Annotated in this window: 1 protein-coding gene; it reads left to right on the top strand. The window is 63.0% G+C overall.

Annotated elements, in window-relative coordinates:
* Positions 1-2: 2 nt before the first annotated feature.
* A partial coding sequence (locus SB754_RS23365; RefSeq protein ID WP_410784616.1) for an aminotransferase class V-fold PLP-dependent enzyme occupies positions 3-230 on the top strand: 228 nt, incomplete at its 3' end.

The raw sequence follows: 230 nt of genomic DNA, 5'->3' as shown, positions 1-230 counted from the left end.
CCGTGCCTGTGGTTTCCACCCCCGATACCCTCAAGCCCGCAGTGGAGCTGATGGACAACGCCGAGGTCCTGCGCATCCGCAACGACTTCCCGATCCTTCACCAGCAGGTCAATGGCCATCCGCTGGTGTACTTGGACTCCGGAGCAACATCGCAGAATCCGCTCAGCGTGATCGAAGCCGAGCAGGAGTTCTACGAACAGCGCAACTCCGCCGTGCACCGCGGCGCGCAC

The organism is Leifsonia sp. SIMBA_070 (genome assembly GCF_046534635.1).
Classification (GTDB): Bacteria; Actinomycetota; Actinomycetes; order Actinomycetales; family Microbacteriaceae; genus Leifsonia.
Note: the sequence above shows the minus strand (reverse complement) of the source record. Positions and strands in the feature narration are given on the sequence as shown.